Annotated in this window: 15 protein-coding genes; 6 read left to right on the plus strand and 9 right to left on the minus strand. The window is 68.9% G+C overall.

Annotated elements, in window-relative coordinates:
• Positions 1-37 precede the first annotated feature (37 nt).
• The 3 genes from QZV72_RS12965 to QZV72_RS12975 form a co-directional block, all read right to left on the minus strand.
• Positions 38-2,443 carry a serine/threonine protein kinase gene (locus tag QZV72_RS12965; RefSeq protein ID WP_297009010.1) on the minus strand — a complete coding sequence of 802 codons (2,406 nt, stop codon included), beginning with the start codon at positions 2,441-2,443 and terminating at the stop codon, positions 38-40.
• A 68-nt stretch (positions 2,444-2,511) separates the two neighbouring features.
• Positions 2,512-3,642: a transporter substrate-binding domain-containing protein gene (locus QZV72_RS12970; RefSeq protein ID WP_297008996.1), complete on the minus strand. Its 1,131-nt coding sequence runs from the start codon at positions 3,640-3,642 to the stop codon at positions 2,512-2,514.
• Positions 3,642-5,087, minus strand: a complete 1,446-nt coding sequence (locus QZV72_RS12975) for a hypothetical protein (protein WP_297008997.1) — start codon at positions 5,085-5,087, stop codon at positions 3,642-3,644. Before QZV72_RS12975 ends, QZV72_RS12970 begins: the two co-directional genes overlap by 1 nt.
• A gap of 54 nt (positions 5,088-5,141) precedes the next feature.
• Here QZV72_RS12975 and QZV72_RS12980 point away from each other — a divergent pair, with 54 nt between their 5' ends.
• From QZV72_RS12980 to QZV72_RS12990, 3 genes are read left to right on the plus strand one after another with little or no spacing between them, the layout of a single operon-like run.
• Positions 5,142-6,122: an ABC transporter ATP-binding protein gene (locus QZV72_RS12980; protein WP_297008998.1), complete on the plus strand. Its 981-nt coding sequence runs from the start codon at positions 5,142-5,144 to the stop codon at positions 6,120-6,122.
• Positions 6,122-6,943 (plus strand): ABC transporter permease, encoded by an 822-nt coding sequence (locus QZV72_RS12985; RefSeq protein WP_297008999.1) that lies wholly within the window; start codon positions 6,122-6,124, stop codon positions 6,941-6,943. Before QZV72_RS12980 ends, QZV72_RS12985 begins: the two co-directional genes overlap by 1 nt.
• A gap of 22 nt (positions 6,944-6,965) precedes the next feature.
• Complete coding sequence (locus QZV72_RS12990; protein WP_297009000.1) at positions 6,966-8,186, plus strand: multidrug effflux MFS transporter; 1,221 nt, start codon at positions 6,966-6,968, stop codon at positions 8,184-8,186.
• On the opposite strand, the gene QZV72_RS12995 is transcribed toward QZV72_RS12990, so the two are convergent.
• The 6 genes from QZV72_RS12995 to QZV72_RS13020 all read right to left on the minus strand — a co-directional run bounded on the left by QZV72_RS12995 (position 8,183) and on the right by QZV72_RS13020 (position 14,279).
• Positions 8,183-8,722: a MarR family winged helix-turn-helix transcriptional regulator gene (locus tag QZV72_RS12995; protein WP_297009001.1), complete on the minus strand. Its 540-nt coding sequence runs from the start codon at positions 8,720-8,722 to the stop codon at positions 8,183-8,185. The two genes, QZV72_RS12990 and QZV72_RS12995, sit on opposite strands and share 4 nt — an antisense overlap.
• 80 nt (positions 8,723-8,802) lie before the next feature.
• A complete protein-coding gene (gene cls, locus QZV72_RS13000) occupies positions 8,803-10,251 on the minus strand; it encodes a cardiolipin synthase (protein ID WP_297009011.1) in 1,449 nt (482 codons plus the stop codon).
• Between the two features lie 73 nt (positions 10,252-10,324).
• On the minus strand, positions 10,325-11,152 hold the full coding sequence (locus QZV72_RS13005; RefSeq protein WP_297009002.1) for an exodeoxyribonuclease III: 828 nt from the start codon (positions 11,150-11,152) through the stop codon (positions 10,325-10,327).
• A gap of 3 nt (positions 11,153-11,155) precedes the next feature.
• Positions 11,156-12,271, minus strand: coding sequence for a GNAT family N-acetyltransferase (locus QZV72_RS13010; RefSeq protein ID WP_297009003.1), 1,116 nt, complete (start codon positions 12,269-12,271; stop codon positions 11,156-11,158).
• 5 nt (positions 12,272-12,276) lie between these two features.
• Positions 12,277-12,924 (minus strand): peptide deformylase, encoded by a 648-nt coding sequence (locus tag QZV72_RS13015; protein WP_297009004.1) that lies wholly within the window; start codon positions 12,922-12,924, stop codon positions 12,277-12,279.
• Positions 12,925-12,956: 32 nt separating this feature from the next.
• Positions 12,957-14,279 (minus strand): MFS transporter, encoded by a 1,323-nt coding sequence (locus QZV72_RS13020; protein WP_297009005.1) that lies wholly within the window; start codon positions 14,277-14,279, stop codon positions 12,957-12,959.
• Between the two features lie 80 nt (positions 14,280-14,359).
• Here QZV72_RS13020 and QZV72_RS13025 point away from each other — a divergent pair, with 80 nt between their 5' ends.
• The 3 genes from QZV72_RS13025 to QZV72_RS13035 all read left to right on the plus strand — a co-directional run bounded on the left by QZV72_RS13025 (position 14,360) and on the right by QZV72_RS13035 (position 16,871).
• Positions 14,360-14,569, plus strand: coding sequence for a DUF3263 domain-containing protein (locus tag QZV72_RS13025; protein ID WP_297009006.1), 210 nt, complete (start codon positions 14,360-14,362; stop codon positions 14,567-14,569).
• Between the two features lie 15 nt (positions 14,570-14,584).
• On the plus strand, positions 14,585-15,490 hold the full coding sequence (locus QZV72_RS13030; RefSeq protein ID WP_297009007.1) for a LytR C-terminal domain-containing protein: 906 nt from the start codon (positions 14,585-14,587) through the stop codon (positions 15,488-15,490).
• Positions 15,491-15,692: 202 nt separating this feature from the next.
• Entirely contained in the window at positions 15,693-16,871 is a 1,179-nt protein-coding gene (locus tag QZV72_RS13035; protein WP_297009008.1) for a glutamate--cysteine ligase, read from the plus strand.
• Positions 16,872-17,037 lie beyond the last annotated feature (166 nt).

Here is a 17,037-nt window from a genome sequence, read left to right on the forward strand (position 1 = left end):
AACTGATCCACCGGGTGTCCGGCGGAACGGCCGCAGCTCAGAACCAGGTGCGGGGCCGGATCCGGTTCGCCATGTCCACCAGCCTGAACCGGTGCCGTGCGAACGGCGACTGCCGGGCGAGCTCCCGCAGGCCGCGTTCCAACCCGGCACGAAGCCCCCGTTCGGAGAAGTCGACGTCGAAGAGCTGACCCGGCCCCACCTGGACAGGTTCCCCGGCGTCCGCCCGGTCACGCAACCAGTCGAGTGCCGCGGACAGTACCGCGATCCGCAACTGGGGGATCCGGGGTTCGGTCGTGGGCAGCAGATCGAGGCGGCGTCCGGCCCGGCGGATCCGGGACTCACTGAGATCCTGCCGGTCGGTGATGAACATCAGCACCGTCGTCATCCGGGCGATCTCGTGGTGCCGGGAGTTCGCGGGCACCTTGTCGAGCGTCGCCACCGCCGGGTCCACCATGCCCTCCGCCTGCAACTGCCGGGCCATGCCGAAGGCCGAGGACACCGTCGTCGGGTTCGTCGACCACACCAGGCCGTAGAGCCGCAGGGCGTGGAACCGCAGCGCCACCGGGTCCTGGGTGAGATGCGTCCATCCCGGAACCACCGCCTCCTCGTCGAGGTTCAGACCCTGCTGGTAGGTCAGCGCCATGGCGGAACGGCGTATGCCGGCGTCGAGCAACCCGATGGCGTTGACCCCCTGCTCCTGCAGCAGCAGCTCGTCGGTCGCGGCCAACGCCAGCTTCGGCGCCGGCTCGCCGGGCAGGATGTTCAGCACCGTGTTGAAGTACCGCTGGGCGGCGACGAACTCGCCGGTGAGCAGGGCGCACACCCCGGACAACCACTGGTGACGCCAGTCGCGGTGAAGTGTGGTGTCCATGTCCCGCAGCCGGGCCTCGGCCTCCGCGGTCATCCCCAGGTCAAGTTGGGCGCGCACCATCGTCAGCGGGATCTCGCGGGAATGCTCGAACCCGGGCTGGTCCATGGCTGTGCTCAGGGTGTCGAGGATCTCGCCCGGTTCGGTGAGGCTCGCGGCGGAGAGCAGCGCGGCACCCGGGTCATTCGGGTCGGTCAGCGGGATCGGCAGAGCGGCGACGACCTCTGGAGCGGTGATCTCCACCGAGCGCCTGATCCCGTCGAGCAGCTGGTCGGTGCGGAACAGCTGGTGGTTGGTGCCGAAGGTGGAGCGTTGCGCGGTGAAGCGGGTGGCGGAGTGCGGGAACTGGCGGCCGTCCCGGATGGCCAGCACCTCCCGCAGGACGCCGACGAGCTGGTCACGCAGACTACGCACCGAGGAGAACCGGTCGGCCGGATTCTCGTCGGTGGCGCGCAGCAGCAGCCGGTAGAGCGACAGGTATCGCCGGAACATCGGCTCGTCGTCGGGGGAGGGGAGACCGGGGTCGTACACGCTGTCGGTGACCGGGAGCTTCACCACCAGGCTCGCCAGGGTGCGTCCGACCGTGTAGATGTCGCTGGCGACGGTCGGTCCGGTGCGGGCCATCTCGGGCGCCTGGAATCCCTTCGTCCCGAAGATGTGTCCGTAGGCGCCGATACCGGTCACCGCACCGAGGTCGATGAGCTTGACCTGGTCCTCGGTGACGATGATGTTGTCCGGTTTGAGGTCGTTGTAGACCACGCCGCGGGAGTGCAGGTACTCCAGCGCGGGCAGGACCGACAGGATGTAGCCGATGGCGATGTCGACGTCGAGGGTGTTGTCCGGCTGCAGCCGACGCCGGTCACGCAGTGACGGTCCGCCGACGTACTCCATGACGATGAATCCGCCGGGACTGCGGGGATCGTCGATGAAGTTGAAGATCTTCACGATCCCCGGGTGGGTGATGTCGGCGAGGAAGGCCCGCTCGGACTCCGCGACGGCCTTCTCCTGCCTTGTGACCGTGGCCATCATGCCCTTGAGCACGACCCAGCGGTCGGACACGTTGTGGTCGAGGGCCAGGTAGATCCAGCCCATGCCACCGTGGGCGATGGTGCCGATGACCTCGTACTGGCCGGCGACGATGTCCCCGGGGTCCAGCGTCGGCGGTTCAGTGCCCCCGGCGACCTCGTCGGCGGGGTCGATCACCGCGGTGAGGGGGTCGGTCGGCGGCAGGAAAGGGAGCCGGACCATGCCTCCGGCGACGTCCGCCCCGGCCCGTGAGGTGCCGCGACGCTGCCGGAAGGTGGACAGGGCCTCCCTGCGGCTGCGTTCGCCGGCGTCCCCGTGGTCCGGTGACGTGCCCGCCGTCCCGTCCGTCCCGTCGTCCCCGTCCGTCCCGTCATCGGTGAAGGGGTCGAAGGGGGTGGCCGATGTCTCGGCGGAATCCTCGCCTGTGGTGTCCTCGCCCGTGGTGTCCGGTGTAGCGGGTGCCGGGGCGGCCATGAGGTCGGCGAGGTCGATCTCGGGCTCATCGTCATCGTCGGCGAAGGGGTCGAAGAAGGTCGCCTCGGTGCCCATCTCCTGCGCGCTCTCCCGGGCCTTCTCCGCCGCACTGTGCCGCTCGTCGCGGGTGTTGTCGTCCACGGTCAGTTCCCTTCGGTCGGTTCCTCGCCCGCAGTGGCAGAGGCAGTGGCAGAGGCAGTGGCGGAGGCAGTGGCGGTGGTCGGCGCTGCGGCGGAGGAGCGGCCGGGAGCCGCGGCCTCGGCGTCGAGGCGCAGCTGACGCAGTTCCGCCGACTCCGCGTCGGTGCGGTACACCGCCGGTGGCTGGGAGGCGGGCCCCGTGTACGGCGCGAGCCACCGGTCGTAGATCCGGTCCCAGGTGCCGTCGGACCGGATCCGTTCCAGGGTGGAGTTCACCTGCCTGACCAGCCCCGCCGTGTCGCGGACGGTGGGGGGTGCAGTGGCGACACCGTAGTAGTCGGTGCGGTCACTGTCACCGACGAGTTCGGTGTTCGGGTCCTGGGCGCGGAGCCCGGAGAGGACCGCGGAATCGGAGTAGATCGCGTCCACCTGACCGTGCTGCATCGCCATGAGGCAGTCCGGCCAGGTCTGGGTCAGCAGCAGCCTGCCGTGGCTGATGCCGTTGAGCAGTGACTGTGCGCTGGTGGAGCTCCGGGTGGCGCACACGGTCCGGTCCGCGAGATCGGCCTCCGAGGTGATCCCGGAGTCCCGGGCGACCAGCAGCCGGGGATTCACCGAGAGGTAGGGGATCGAGAACTCGACGTCGAGCTGACGTATCCGGGTCAGCGTCATCGAGCGGACGACGATGTCCACGTCGCCGTCGCGCAGGGCGTCCTCCCGGCTGAGCCCCTCGACGTAACGGAAGTCCACCCGCCCGGGGTCTCCGAAGATGTCGCGGGCGATCTCGTGGGCGATATCGACCTCGAGACCGGCCATGTCACCGGTGACCGGGTCGCGGAAACCCAGCTGGTTCATCGACTGCGCCACGCCGACGATGAGACGTCCCCGGTCGATGACGGCCGGGACGCGCTGCCCGGCGGTGGCGGCGCCGGGGCGCAGGGACCCGAACGGGACGCCGCCGTCGTCCTGCACCTGGCCGGCGTCCGAACCGTCACTGAAGACCGCGCCGGCGGGCAGCGGAATGTCGGGGTCGGCGGGGGCCGGCCACTGCTGGAGCCCGGCGCCGGAGCTGCAGGACGCCAGCAGCAGTCCGGAACTCATGAGGACGGCGACGGTGCGGGTGCGGGTTCCCATCAGAGGTACTCCTGGAGCCGGGGGCGGGTGCCCTGGATGACGCAGAGGATGGACAGCAGGGACAGGACCAGGACCAGCAGATTCACCCTGCTCGCCGCACCACCGGCGTCGGATAGGTAGCCGCGGAGCTGGTCGCGCGAGTCGTCGATGAGACTCTCGAGGTCGCTGTCGAGCGTCGTGAAGCTCTCGCTGACGCTCTCGGCACCGCTGCCGACCGCCGCCTGCACAGCCTCCGTGTAGCGGCCCTGGCGGACGAGGGACACCATGTTCGCGTGGGCGCTGTCCCAGGTCCTCAGCGCCTCCCTGGCCCCGTCGATCCGGTCGCGGTTCGCCCGGCCACCGGCGACGGAACGGAGCTCCTCCAGCCGGGTGTCGATGGTGGCGATCCGGTCGGTGAAGTCGGTCTGGTTGTCGGTGGTGTAGTCGCGCTGGACGAGACCGAGGACCTCGGTGGACCGGGTCTGCTGCACCCCGATGCGCAGCGAGGTGAGGGTCTGCAGCGGTTGGGCGGCACCATCCACCCCGCGCGGTCCGTCATGCCAGGTGGTCAGCGCGGAGGCGGACGCCCAGATCAGGGCGACCGCCATGAGCACCGTGGCGGTGGCGTAGCCGGCGTTGATCCTGCGGTTCGACCAGGCGGCCAGCCAGAACTGGGCGAGGAGCAGCATGAGGACGGCGGCGAACAGGCCGGACAGGGCGAACCAGCTGGGGCGGGTCAGCCGGTGCTGCTGGTGGACCACCGAGGAACTCGTCCGGTCGTAGAGTTCGGCGGCGGCGGGCAGCAGTTCATCCTGCATCATCGCGGACGCCTGTGTGATGTACGCCGCGCCCAGCGGGTATCCCTGACGGTTGTTCGCCCCCGCCTCGGTCACCTGGCTGACGTAGGTCGGCAGCTTCTCCTGGATCTCCAGGATGAGCTGCATCTCCCGGCTGGAGGGGTCGTTGATCCCGTTGGCCGCGCGGACGACCGCGCGGGAGGCGGTGTCCAGGGCCTCCCGGTAGGAGCTGCGGGTGTCGGCGGTGCGTGACGAGTCGGAGAGGAAGCCGGTGGCGGCGACCGCGTCGGCCACGGACAGGGAGTTGAACAGTTCCTGGGCGGAGAAGGCGACGGGTTCGGAACGGTTGACCAGGGTGTTGAGCTCACCCTGCCGGTTCCCGGAGGACGCCGCCATCGCACCGCCGGCCGCGAGGATCGCCAGGACGAGCACCACGGACACCACGGTGAGCAGGCCGGGGGTGGTGGAGACGAAGCGGGCGAAACGGCGTGGCGCCTCGACGAGCGGGGTGAAGATATGGATCCGGCGCGGCCCGTCCCGGAACAGTTCCTCGTCCATCCACCGGTCGGCGTCGCGACGTGGGGAGCCCGCCCCCGGGGGCCCCTCGGGGGTGTCGGTGGTGGGCTGCACAGGCGACGGTACGGTCGTCGCCTTCTCCGGCGCGGACATGGCACCGATGATACTGACCAAGGCCCACCTGAGTTATGTGGCACCATTGTCAGCATGATTGAAGTTCAGTCACTGACCAAGAGGTACGGTGCCGCGACCGCTGTGGAGGACCTGTCCTTCACCGTGGAGTCCGGCATCGTGACCGGATTCCTCGGCCCCAACGGGGCGGGGAAGTCCACCACGATGCGGATGATCACGGGTCTTGACGAACCCACCGCCGGAACCGCCACCATCGACGGGATACTGTACCGGGACCTGGACCGCCCACTGACCCGGGTGGGCACCCTGCTCGACGCGAAGTGGGTCCACCCCAACCGCAGCGCCGCGAACCACCTGAAGTGGCTGGCGGCGGCGAACGGGATCGACCGGACGCGGGTCGACGAGGTCCTCGGCCTCGTCGGTCTCGCCGATGTCGCCGGACGCAAGGCCGGGAAGTTCTCCCTCGGCATGGGGCAGCGTCTCGGCCTCGCCGCCGCACTTCTCGGTGACCCGGACACACTGATCCTCGATGAGCCGGTCAACGGGCTCGATCCTGAGGGCATCCGGTGGGTCCGAGACTTCGTCCGTTCCCTGGCTGCCGAGGGGCGCACCGTGCTCATCAGCTCGCATCTGCTGTCGGAGATGTCGCTCACCGCGGACCGGCTCGTGGTCATCGGCCGGGGCCGCCTCGTCGCGGACACCACCACCCACGAGTTCATCAGGAACTCCTCGGAGTCCACCACGGTGGTGCGTTCGGAGCATCTCGACCAGCTCCGCGCTGCGCTCGGTGAGGAGGGCATCGAGGTGGAGGACGCCACCGACGAGGACGACCGGCCGATCCTCGTCGCCCACGGCACCGTCCCGGACGACATCGGCCGCATCGCCTTCTCCTACGGTCTGATGCTCCTCGAGCTGTCGGAGCGCCGCGCCTCCCTGGAGGACGCCTTCATGCAGATGACCGGTCACGCCGTGGACTACCAGACCGGCGGACCGTCCGGCGGGGTCACCGGACTGCCCGGTATCGTCGGGAACGACAACCACGGAGGGGTCAACTGATGCTGTTGCACACCGTCAACGCCGAATGGATCAAGCTCCGCTCCACGAAGGGCTTCTACTGGACCACCGCGCTCATCGTGCTGTTCACGGTCGGCTGGGCCCTGCTCATGGGTTTCTCCAACGGTTACGCCTACCAGACGGCCCTCGACGACCGGGACGGCTCCACCCTCGCGTCCCTCGGCGATCCCTCGGACCTCTTCGACGTCTCCACCGGCCTCACCGGGCTGCAGCTGTTCGGCATGATGATCGTCGTCATCCAGGCGGTCATCATGGTCACCGGGGAGTACGGTAACGGCACCGCGAAGCTCTCCGCTCTCGCGGCACCGGGGCGCTGGCAACTTCCGGTGGCGAAGACCCTGGTCTACGGCTGCATTGCCGCGGTCGTCTTCTTCGTCATGGGTGTCGTCAGCATCTTCCTGACCGCGCTGACGGCGAGGGCTCAGCTCGACGACCCCTCCCTGGCAGACGGGCTGTCCCTGTCCGCCGACGGGGCGTGGAGCGTCATCGGGATCCTGGTGCTGGACGTGGTGCTGGTCGTCATGTTCTCTGTCGGGGTGGGATACCTGCTGCGCCGCACCGCCGGTGGTGTCGCGCTCATGCTGCTGTGGATGCTCCTGCTGGAGGACCTCATCGGGATGATCCCGAAGGTCGGTGAGTGGATCACCCCGTACCTGCCGTTCCAGAACATGAACGCCGGCCTGTACCAGTCGGCCATCGGCGACGCCCCCTGGGGTATCGGGGGGTCCGTGATCTACTTCCTGGTGTTCAGCCTGGTCGTCTTCGCCGCCGGCGTGGTCGTCCTGCGCAGGCGGGACGTCTGACCGGGCGGTACGCTGAACCGACGTGACCGACTCCCGCCCACGCCCCGACCTTCCCCTGGCGATGCTCGCCGGCATCGCCCTGCTGTCCACCGCGGGGCCGTTCGGCACGGACATGTACCTGCCGAGCCTGCCGGACATCAGCCGGGACCTGGGGACCACCGATTCAGGCACCCAGCTCACCATCACCGCCTTCATGGTGGGGATGGCCCTCGGGCAGCTGGTCATGGGGCCGCTGTCCGACCGGGCCGGACGCCACCGCATGCTCACCGCCGCCACCGTCGTCTGGCTGGTGGCCTCCGTGCTGTGCGCCGTCGTGCCGGGCGTCGGTGCCTTCATCGTGGTGCGTCTCTTCCAGGGCGCGGCCGGCGGCACGTGCGTCATGCTGGGGCGGTCCATGATCGCCGACCGGGCGTCCGGGGCTGCGGCGGCGAAGGCCCTGTCCACGATGATGATCTTCACCGCCGTCGCGCCGATCATCGCCCCGGTCGTCGGCAGCGCGGTCGCCGGGCTGGGGGACTGGCGGACCGTCTTCTGGACGCTGGCGGCCGTCGGCGTCCTGGAGGTGGTCGTCGCACTGTCGTTGCCGGAGACACTCCAGCGGGAGAACCGGGCTCCCGGGCCACCGGGGGACGTCTACCGACGGATGGGCGGTCTGTTCCGCATCCCCGCCTTCGTCGGCCATCTCGGGGCCTTCGCCGTCGGCTTCGGCGTCTTCTTCAGCTTCGTGTCCGGCTCCTCCTTCGTCATGCAGGAGGAGCTGGGGTTGTCCCCGGCCGGGTTCAGCCTCGTCTTCGCGGGTAACGCGGTGGCCCTGGTGGTCACCAACCTCGTCAACGCCCGCATCGTGGGGCACTACGGCCCGGCGACGCTGCAACGTGCCGGCCACGTCCTGCTGGTCGCCGGTGCACTGTCACTGCTGGTGGTCGCCCTGGTCGCACCGTCGGTGCCGGCGGTGGTCGTCTGCACCGCGGTCGCGACGGTCGGCAACGCCCTGAACATGGGCAACACGACCGCGCAGGCGATGGATCTGAGCAGGGGGCGGGCCGGGGCGGGGTCGGCGCTGCTGGGTGCCGGACAGTTCATCACCGCCGGTGCGGTGGCGCCGCTGGTGGGGCTGGGGTCCGACGGGCTGCTGAGCATGTCTCTCGTGATGACCGTGTGCGCCCTCATCGCGGCCGCGGCGGGGGTGTTCGCCCGCGGTCGGGGGCCCGTGCCACCCCGGCGGGCGGTCAGCCGGGACTAGCGCTGCCGCTGGATGTCCTCGATGAGACTCTCGGCGGCGATGGACAGGTTGCGCAGCGCGGGAACACCACGACGCAGCTTCGCCAGGTCCCGGCCGTCCATCCGGGTCGCGGCCCGGGCGATGAGCAGTGCCCACTCGTCGGTGACGGAGTTCAGCATCTCGATGCCCTCCTCCGAGAGGAAGAGGTCCTGTGCGCGGCGGTCCTGGTCATTGGCGCGGCGCACGACCAGTCCGGAGTTGATGAGGCGGCGGACGGTCGCGGAGACGTTCGAGGCGCGGAGGAACCGGAGCCGGGCGATGTCGGAGACGCCGCAGCCCGGGTGCTGCGAGATGAACTGCAGCACCTCGATCTCGGACTGGGAGATCGCGAGCTTCTGGTTGGGTCGGTCCATCAGTCGTCGCAGCGCGGACAGGAAGTCGTAGACGGCGGAGGCGATCTCGGTGACGTCGACATCGGGGAGGATCTCTGCCGCCCGGTGGCCGCGGATCTGTCCCCGGGACGCCTCGTAGATGTCGTCGACAGTCTCGTTGGTCATGGTGGGACTCCTTGTCAGGTGCTCTTTCCGGTTGCAGGTCATTGCACAGCCAAAAGCCGATGGCCTCCATTGTAAAACACTCACTGGAGGGCGGAGGTCAGCCGGGCCACGTTATCGACGTAACGACGGAGCCGGGGGCGCCGGTCCCACTCCTCGGCGGTGAGTTCTGTGCAGGCGTCCCGGTACTCCGCCGCCAGCGCGGTCATCTTCTCCATCAGGGCACCCTCAGCGGACATGAGGGTGATCTCGTAGTTCAACCCGAAGGAGCGCATGTCCATGTTCGACGACCCGGTGCACACCACCTCGTGGTCGGCGATGATGAACTTCGAGTGCAGCACCGCCGGGTAGGGGAATCGGAGGATCCGGATCCCGGCCCGGAGCAGTTCGGCGTAGTAGGACGACTGGGCGTGCTCGACGAGACCCTGGTCGGCCTTCTCTGAGACGAAGAGCTCGACCTCCACCCCGCGGTAGGCGGCGGTGGTGATCGCCTCCAGCAGTGACTCGTCCGGGATGAAGTAGGGACTGACCAGCACCAGCGATGTTTTCGCGTGATGGACGATCGAGGTGAACAGCCGCAGGTTCGGTTCCGTGGTGAATCCGGGGCCGGACGGGATGATCTGCAGCATGTCGGGCCGGCTGGACAGCCAGGCGGTGGATTCGGTGGGGGTGAGCAGTGGCAGCTCCTCGCCGGATTCGGTGAACCAGTCCACGGCGAACACCGAGTTCAGCAGCGTGACGACCGGGCCGGTCATCTCGGTCATGTTGTCGATCCAGTGGCGCCCCTCCCTGATGTTCCCCTTCTTGAGATAGGACGCGTCGATCATGTTCTGACTGCCCATGAACCCGGTGTGACCGTCGATGACCAGCAACTTGCGGTGGTTGCGCAGGTCGGGTCGGCGGAACCGCCACCGCCAGGGCTGCAGCGGAAGGGTGACCAGCCACTGCACGCCGATCGCGTCGAGCCGGCTGCCCAGCTTCAGGTAGCCGGGGTACTTCCAGCTGCCGACGTGGTCGAACATGTAGCGCACGGTGACGCCCCGCTGCACCGCGCGTTCCAGGGCGCGGAAGAACACATCGGTCGTGTCGTCCCAGGCGGTGATGTAGATCTGTACGTTGACGTAGTGCTTCGCCGTGTCCACCGCCTCCGCCATACGGGTGATCGACCCGACGTAGTCGGAGTACACGGCGACGACGGTGCCGGTGGTCGCGGGCATCGCGGTGAGCCGACGGTTCAGTGAGACCAGACTGCGCAGTTCCGGGGTGAGGGAGTGCCCCGCGGGGATGTCGGGCTCGTCACGGCTGACGGTGCGCAGCAGCTCATTGGCCTGGTTCTGGATCTTGTGCCGGCGCCGGTTGATGTACGGCGAGCCGATGAGCATGAACAGTGCTATGCCGAGAAAAGGCACCAGGAAGATCGCCAGCAGCCAGGCCATGGCGCTCGAGGGCTTGCGCTGTGAGGGGACATAGCCGACGGCGATGATCTTCAGCGTGAGGTCCAGCCCGACGAACATCCAGCCCCACCAGGCCATACCACCGCTCAGGGTGGAGATGAGTGACATGCCGAACCAGTCCGGGGTCACGAAGTTCCAGGCGGTGACGATGTCATCCCACACGGCCGGCTCCGCCTTCTGCGGTGGCACCGGTGGCACCGTGGGAAACGGGGTCGGCATAGGTCACGGTGACCGGGGCATGATCGGAGGCGCCCTTACCGCGACGCTCGGCGGCATCCACGGCCGGGGCGGGGTCCGCGGCCGGGGTGATCCCCCGGCAGTACTGCAGGTCGATGCGGATTCCCTGGCCGCGCTGGAACCGCATCGCCTGGTAGTCCCAGTACGAGTAGCGGCCCCGTAGCGGGGCGGTCGCCTCGGTGAGCCCGGCGTCCTCCAACCGCCGCAGGGCGGTACGCTCCCGGGGCGTGGCGTGGGTCTTGCCGACGAACAGGGAGGGGTCCCAGACATCGTCGTCGGTGGGGATGACGTTGAAGTCACCGGTGACCACCAGCGGGCGGGTCTCCCGCTCCGCGTAGGACGCCAGGGCGTCGAGGAAGTCGAGCTTGTAGGTGTAGTGCCGGTCGGAGATCTCGCGGCCGTTGGGGACGTAGAGGCTCCACACCTGGACCCCGCCACAGGTCACACCCAGGGCGCGGGCCTCCGGCTCCTGCGGTGCGAGCGGGTCCTTGTCGAAGCCGGGTTGGCCGAACCCGGTGGTCACCTCGCCGACACCGACGCGGGAGAGGACAGCCACACCGTTGAAGGAGCCGAGCCCGTGGTGGACCTGCTCGTAGCCGGTGTCGGAGAAATCGGGGAACTGCCCGTCGGTGCACTTCGTCTCCTGGAGACACAGGACGTCGACGTCCGAGCGGGAGAGGAAGTCACGCACCCGGGATTCCCGGGTGCGTACGGAGTTGATGTTCCAGGTGGCGACGCGCATGCACTACACAGTATCGGGAATGAGGACGCACCGGTGCCGATGGTGCTCGGAAAAACCCAGGCCGTGGTAGAGCCCGCGCCCCGCGAGGTTCGTCGCGATGACCTGGAGGTAGCTCTCCGCCGCCCCCTGCGCCGCACCCCAGTGGAGCATGGCGGTGCCCAGCAGCGTGCCGAGACCCCGCCGACGCCATGCCGGGGCGACCTCCACGGCGGAGTATCCGAGGAAGTACCGTCCACCGCCCGCGGTCACGGTGCCCCGGGTGACGGCCACGGTCCGCCCGTCGACGGTGATCCGGGCGAAGCCGAGCGCCCCGTCGAGCCGGGCCGCCAGCAGTCGCAGCGCGTGCTCGGGCAGTGGCTCACCGCGGAAGTGGTAGAGCTGCAGCCACTCGTCGTCGGGTTGGTCGTCGATCCGCAGTTCCAGGCGTCCGGCGAGATCGACGGGCGGCCCGGGGACCGTCGGAAGGGCGGTGGGGCCGACGTCACCGTCGCCGAGGTCGCGGGTCATGACGATGATCTCCGGGCCACGCCGCACCCCGGGCAGTCCGAGCAACGGTTCGGCCGGCCGGCTGATGCGGTCGGGCAGCAGCAGTCTGGTCGGCAGATCATGGGAGCGGTAGAAGGCGTGGATCTCCGCCAGCGGCACCGGGGAGGTGCCGGTCCCCGGGCCGAGCGGGACGGCCGAGTTGGACCGTTCCGTGATCCCGTCACCGGCGCGGGCCAGCCAGCCGCCGATGTTCCGGTGCTCCAGGCCGGGGAAGGCGGCGGCGGTGGCGGCCTCGACCGCCCGGATGTCGGAGGAACGCACCGGTGCCGCAGGAAGGGTCTTGAGGACGACGACGGCACGCACCGGGATGCGGTGGAGGGTGCCCGCGGCATCCTCCACGGTCAGCGGGTCGATCGACCGCAGGACGCCGATGACGTCACTGACCAGGGGCCGCCCCGTGTCCGGGTTGCGGTCGGGGTGGCCGTCGGCCCCGCGGACGAGGTGGCGCACCGTGGCACGGACCCCGGTGCGCACACTGACCGGGTCGGTGTACCGGGAGACGGGGAAGGGCAGCCCGGTCTCCCGCGGTGGGCGGGCTCCGGCGCGTGCCCCGGAGAAGGAGGTGTCGTCCATCAGGACTACTCGTCGTGGCCGAAGGGGTCGGCGTCCACCCCCGGGAGCCAGGTGTTCCCGGGTACGGTCCACCCCTCGCGCTTCACCATCTTCTTCGCCGCCCGGGCGTTGCGGCCGATGAGCGTGTCGATGTAGAGGTGACCGTCGAGATGACCGGTCTCGTGCTGCAGGCAGCGGGCGAAGAAGCCGTACCCTTCCACGCTCACCGGCTCGCCGTGCTCGTCGGTTCCGGTGACCCGCGCCCAGTCGGCGCGGCCGGTGGGGTAGTCGTAGCCGGGGACCGAGAGGCAGCCTTCGACATCGTCCTCGGGGTCCGGCATGGTCTCCGGGATCTCGGACGTCTCCAGGACCGGGTTGATGACGCAGCCGCGGCGCATCGGGCCGCCCTGGGCGTCGATGTCGGCCTGGGACTTGCGGGTACCGTCGGGTCCGTCGATGTCGGGGCAGTCGTAGATGAAGAGCCGCAGGCCGACGCCGACCTGGTTGGCTGCCAGACCGACACCGTGGGCCAGCGCCAGGGTCTCGTACATGTCGGCGATGAGGGTGGACAGTTCCGTGCCCTCGCCGAGCTGGTCGGCGACCGGTCCGGGGACCGGGGTGGTGGGGCGGTGGAGGACGGGGTCGCCGCAGATGACGACGGGAAGAACGGACATGCCGTCCAGGATAACCCGGCCCCGGTGCCGCCCTAGACGCGCAGGTCGGACTTCTCTACCGATTTCGGAACCAGGAGTACGGCGATGAGGGAGACGAGGCACACACCGCCGAGGTAGAGGCCGATCATCCAGGACCTCCCGGTGGCGTCGAAGATCATCTGGGCGAAGGTGGCGGCGAAGGCACCGCCGAGGATCGAGCCGAAGGCGTAGCCGATGGAGGTGCCGGAGTACCGCACGTCCGCCGGGAACATCTCGGCGTAGAGCGCCGACTGCGGGGCGTAGGAGGGGGCCAGGCCGAGCGTCATCACGACGATCGCGAAGGCCATCGTGGCGGTGGTACCCCGGTCGATGAACCACCACATGGGAACCACCCAGGCGATGAGCAGCACGTAGCCGATGGCGAAGGTCACGCGGCGTCCGATCCGGTCAGACAGCGCCCCGGAGTAGATCGTGAGGACGAGCCAGCACACGCCGCCGATGATTGCGGCGACGAGCGTCTGGGACTTCTCCATTCCCAGGGTCTTCGCGCCGTAGGAGGAGAAGAAGGCGATGATCATGTAGCCGGTGGCGTTGTTGCCGGCGAAGATCAGGGCGGCGAGCAGGACACGCTTCCAGTGGTGGCGGAACAGGCGGCCCAGCGGGGCGGAAGCGTCCTGCTGACGGGCCTGCATGTCGAGGTAGACCGGGGATTCCTCGACACTGCGGCGGATGAGGTAGCCGATGACGATGAGCACCAGGGAGGACAGGAACGGAATACGCCAGCCCCAGGACTGGAAGTCCTCCTCGGAGAGGGACCTCGTGAGGATGTACATGAACGAGGTCGCCAGGATCAGACCCAGGGGGACTCCGATCTGCGGGTAGGAGCCGAACAGGCCACGCTTGTCACGGGGTGCGTGCTCGACGGACATCAGGGCGGCCCCACCCCACTCGCCCCCGGCGGAGAACCCCTGCAGGATCCGCAGCAGGATCAACAGGATCGGCGCGGCGACCCCGATCGTCCCGTAGGTCGGGAGGATGCCGATGAGCGCGGTGGCGACGCCCATGCCGATGAGCGTGACGACGAGGACCGCCTTGCGACCGTACCGGTCCCCCAGGTGACCGGCGATGACCGCGCCGAGGGGGCGGAACAGGAAGCTGATGCCGATGGTGGCCCAGGAGAAGATCTGGGCCAGCGAATCACTGCCCACCGGTTCGAAGAACAGCGGGGCGAAGATGAAGGCGGCGGCCTGGGCGTAGATGAAGAAGTCGTACCACTCGATGGTGGTGCCGACGAGGGTGCCGGCGAGGACCCTCTTCTCCTCGGGTGTGCGGGCCCCGGAGTGGTCTCCGGGGGCGTCGATGGTGGCAGCGGTCACAGGGGCTCCCTGGTGGCTCGGCGTGGGTGGGGTCGGTCACCTCAACCGTCGGTGGAGGACAGGCGTTACACTTTACGGTCATGACGGCGCTGAGTGAACGGGAACGGGAGATCCTCGCGTTCGAACATCTGAGGTGGGCTGCCGCCGGGGCGAAGGAGGAGGAGATCCGACGGCGGTTCGGGATGGAGCCGTGGCGGTACTTCCAGCAGCTCAACACGCTGATCGAGCGGCCTGAGGCGCAGGCGGCTGACCCGGTGATGGTGCGGATGCTGCTGGAACGGCGTGGCTGAAGTTACTATTGGGGCGTGACTGAGCAGAACCGACCGCGGCATTCCCAGGGGCCCGAGCAGGACCCGTACGACAACTCCGCCCACGGTGGCGCCCACGGTGGCGGCTACGGTGGCGCCCACGGTGGCGACTATGACGATGCCTACGGCGGCGACTACGACGGCGACTACGACGATGCCTACGACGACGCCTACATCTACCCGGAGGGTGCCGCCGGGGCCGCCGGGGCCGCCGGTGCCGCCGGTGCGGGAGCGGCGGTGACCGGTGGGACGGCGGGAGCCGGTGCTGCTGCCGCACAGCCGTCGAAGAAGTCCGGCCCGCCGCTGAGGGGACTGGCGATGATCCTCACCGCCGTCGCTGTGGTCCTCATCATCTGGGGTGCCTTCTCCCTGTTCGGCGGTGACGACTCCGACGACACGGCGTCCGGAACCGACGCGTCCACCACCGCACCTGTGCCCGGTGAGGGAGACCGGGGTGCCTCCGGGGCCGAGGGCGCTGACGTCACTGACGATGCTGACGGCGCATCCGACGACCCGGCCGCCGACGGCTCCTCTCCTGCTGAGGCTCCCGCCCCCGGCGAGGATCACGCGGTCACGGTGGACCGTGGCACCGCCGTTACAGTGCTGAACAACACCCGCGACAAGATCGGTGAGTCCACCGCCGACCAGCTTCGTGACCGGGGCTGGACCTCAGTGACCGCAGGCAACCTGCCGAGCGGTGTCTACCCGGAGTCCGCTGTGTACTACCCCGCTGGAAATGCCCAGGCCGAGGCTGATGCACGCGCCGTCGCCGATGACCTTGGAATCAGTGCAGTTGAGCGCACCGGAGTCACCGACGAGGACTTCAGGACCGCCACCGACCCGGGCAGAAGTCCCATCGGTGTGTCCGAGATCGTCGTGGTCCTCGCGGGGCCGGTCGGCTGATCCTTCCGGATACCGCCAACCATCTGCGATGTGGGGACGTCTCACCGGACAGGTGACGGCCACGGCAAGTGCCGGGCAACCGGCGAATCCGTTCGGGGACCTGTCCGCCGGGCGTCGAACGGGGCGCCGACCGGGGTTGTGGTGGCCGCTGGAGCAACATCGGCTACAGTGACCGCTTCGCCGATGCAGTAACATCACGCGCATGAAATTCCCCGGTTCAGCACCGACGGTCGGCATCGAGTGGGAGGTCGCGCTCGTCGACCCCGTGACCCGCGACCTCGTGGCGGAAGCCCCGGGGATCATGGCGGAGCTCGACCGCCGGTACCCGGGGCACACCATCACCCGGGAGTTCCTCGCGAACACCCTCGAAATGGTCACCGGCGTCCATGAGACGATTCCGGACGCCGTCGAGGACCTGCGCGGGCAGCTCGGCAAGATCATGGAGGTCGCAGGGGAGATGGGGGTCAACGTCTTCTCCGCCGGCACGCACCCCTTCGCACACTGGGGTGACCAGGTGCTCAGCGAGAAGCAGAGCTACAACGAGATCATCGAGCGCACCCAGTACTGGGGGCGTCAGATGCTCATCTGGGGGATCCACGTCCACGTCGGGGTGGGTGGCAAGGACCGGGTCTGGCCGATCATCAACTCCGTGATGACGCAGTACCCGCATGTGTTGGCGCTGTCCGCGTCCTCCCCGGCGTGGGAGGGCCTCGACACCGGCTACGCCTCCAACCGCACCCTGCTCTACCAGCAGCTGCCGACCGCGGGCATGCCGTACCAGTTCACCGACTGGGAGGCGTGGGAGGCGTTCAACGTCGACCAGGACCGTTCCGGGGTGATCAACCACACCGGGTCGATGCACTTCGACGTGCGACCCTCGAAGTACGGCACGGTGGAGGTCAGGTTCGCCGACGCCACCATGGAGGTCTGGGAGGTCGGGGCGATCGCCGCCTTCATCCACTGCCTGGTCGTGCACTACGAGCGCGAGTGGGAGGCGGGCCGGGAACTGCCGACCCTGCCGTACTGGCATGTCGCGGAGAACAAGTGGCGGGCGGCGCGTTACGGGCTCGACGCACTGATCATCACCGACCGGGACACCACCGAGCGGCTCGTCACCGAGGACATCGCCGACTGGGTGGACCGGCTGGCACCGTTGGCGGTGGAACTCGGGTGCGCGGATGAACTGGCGGATGTCCGGCGGATCATGGAGCGGGGCGGGGACTACGCCCTGCAACGGGCCGCGGCTCGCGGGGCGGGTGCGGCGCTGGAGCCGGGTGTGCGCACCCGGGGTGACGCCGGTGCAGAGCAGGGCTTCACCCAGCCGGAGGCGTGGATCGCCGCGGTCGATCTCACGGTGGAGACACTGAAGAAGTCGCTGTAGGGGAGGGCTGCCGGTCAGCTCTCCTCCGGTGGCTGAGTGTCGCCACCGTACACGATCATGACGGACCCGCTCCTCCTGTTGTTCCGGGAGATCGGATCCGTCACGATTGTGTACACGCCCGGTGGGCAGTCAGAGCGCATACGGCGCACACACAGGGGCCCGGTCC

Source organism: uncultured Corynebacterium sp. (assembly GCF_902782855.1).
In the GTDB taxonomy this organism is placed as follows: domain Bacteria; phylum Actinomycetota; class Actinomycetes; order Mycobacteriales; family Mycobacteriaceae; genus Corynebacterium.

Excerpts from the sequence above, each read along its gene's own strand:
- QZV72_RS12965 (WP_297009010.1), bottom strand. The coding sequence starts at position 2,443 with ATGGGCACCGAGGCGACCTTCTTCGACCCCTTCGCCGACGATGACGAT.
- QZV72_RS12970 (WP_297008996.1), bottom strand. The coding sequence starts at position 3,642 with ATGGGAACCCGCACCCGCACCGTCGCCGTCCTCATGAGTTCCGGACTG.
- QZV72_RS12975 (WP_297008997.1), bottom strand. The coding sequence starts at position 5,087 with ATGTCCGCGCCGGAGAAGGCGACGACCGTACCGTCGCCTGTGCAGCCC.
- QZV72_RS12980 (WP_297008998.1), top strand. The coding sequence starts at position 5,142 with ATGATTGAAGTTCAGTCACTGACCAAGAGGTACGGTGCCGCGACCGCT.
- QZV72_RS12985 (WP_297008999.1), top strand. The coding sequence starts at position 6,122 with ATGCTGTTGCACACCGTCAACGCCGAATGGATCAAGCTCCGCTCCACG.
- QZV72_RS12995 (WP_297009001.1), bottom strand. The coding sequence starts at position 8,722 with ATGACCAACGAGACTGTCGACGACATCTACGAGGCGTCCCGGGGACAG.
- cls (WP_297009011.1), bottom strand. The coding sequence starts at position 10,251 with ATGGCCTGGTGGGGCTGGATGTTCGTCGGGCTGGACCTCACGCTGAAG.
- QZV72_RS13005 (WP_297009002.1), bottom strand. The coding sequence starts at position 11,152 with ATGCGCGTCGCCACCTGGAACATCAACTCCGTACGCACCCGGGAATCC.
- QZV72_RS13010 (WP_297009003.1), bottom strand. The coding sequence starts at position 12,271 with ATGGACGACACCTCCTTCTCCGGGGCACGCGCCGGAGCCCGCCCACCG.
- QZV72_RS13015 (WP_297009004.1), bottom strand. The coding sequence starts at position 12,924 with ATGTCCGTTCTTCCCGTCGTCATCTGCGGCGACCCCGTCCTCCACCGC.
- QZV72_RS13025 (WP_297009006.1), top strand. The coding sequence starts at position 14,360 with ATGACGGCGCTGAGTGAACGGGAACGGGAGATCCTCGCGTTCGAACAT.
- QZV72_RS13035 (WP_297009008.1), top strand. The coding sequence starts at position 15,693 with ATGAAATTCCCCGGTTCAGCACCGACGGTCGGCATCGAGTGGGAGGTC.